The sequence below is a fragment of the Arcobacter sp. F2176 genome, assembly GCF_004116465.1.
Classification (GTDB): Bacteria; Campylobacterota; Campylobacteria; order Campylobacterales; family Arcobacteraceae; genus Arcobacter; species Arcobacter siniprincipis.
The window spans coordinates 1-422 of record NZ_PDJV01000076.1 but is presented as its reverse complement, the minus strand read 5'-3'; the positions used below and the strand labels follow the sequence as shown (position 1 = coordinate 422).

The 422-nt window shown below is 72.7% G+C and carries 1 protein-coding gene; it reads left to right on the top strand.

The genetic code is table 11. The annotated features are described in order from the left end of the window. The coding region (locus CRU95_RS16690) for a hypothetical protein (protein ID WP_258238757.1) at positions 1–422 on the top strand (422 nt) is incomplete at both ends.

The following is a 422-nucleotide window of genomic DNA, read 5'->3' as shown; positions in this document are numbered from 1 at the left end:
GCCTGATGATGGGCGTCGCCGGCGGTCTGCTCGGCGCCGGCCTGTTCGGCCTGCTCTCGGGCGCCGGCTTCGGCGGCATCGCCGGCTTCCTCGGCCTGCTCTTCCAGGTCGCGCTGATCGGCGGCCTGATCTGGCTGGCGCTGCGCCTGTTCCGTCGTCGCAGCGAGCCGCAACTCGCCAGCGCCGGTGGGCCGCTCGGGCGCGAGTCCTACCAGCCGCAGCCGGCCGCGCCGGCTATGGGTGGTCTCGGCGGCGGCGCTGCCGCGGCTTCTGCCGCCAAGCCTGTCGAGTTCGAGCTGCAGGGTGCCGACTACGGCACCTTCGAGCGCCTGCTCTCCGAGGTGCAGTCCGCGATCTCCGACGAGAACATCGCGCGACTGCGCCAGATCACGACGCCGGAGATCTCCGGCGCTCTCGAGGAG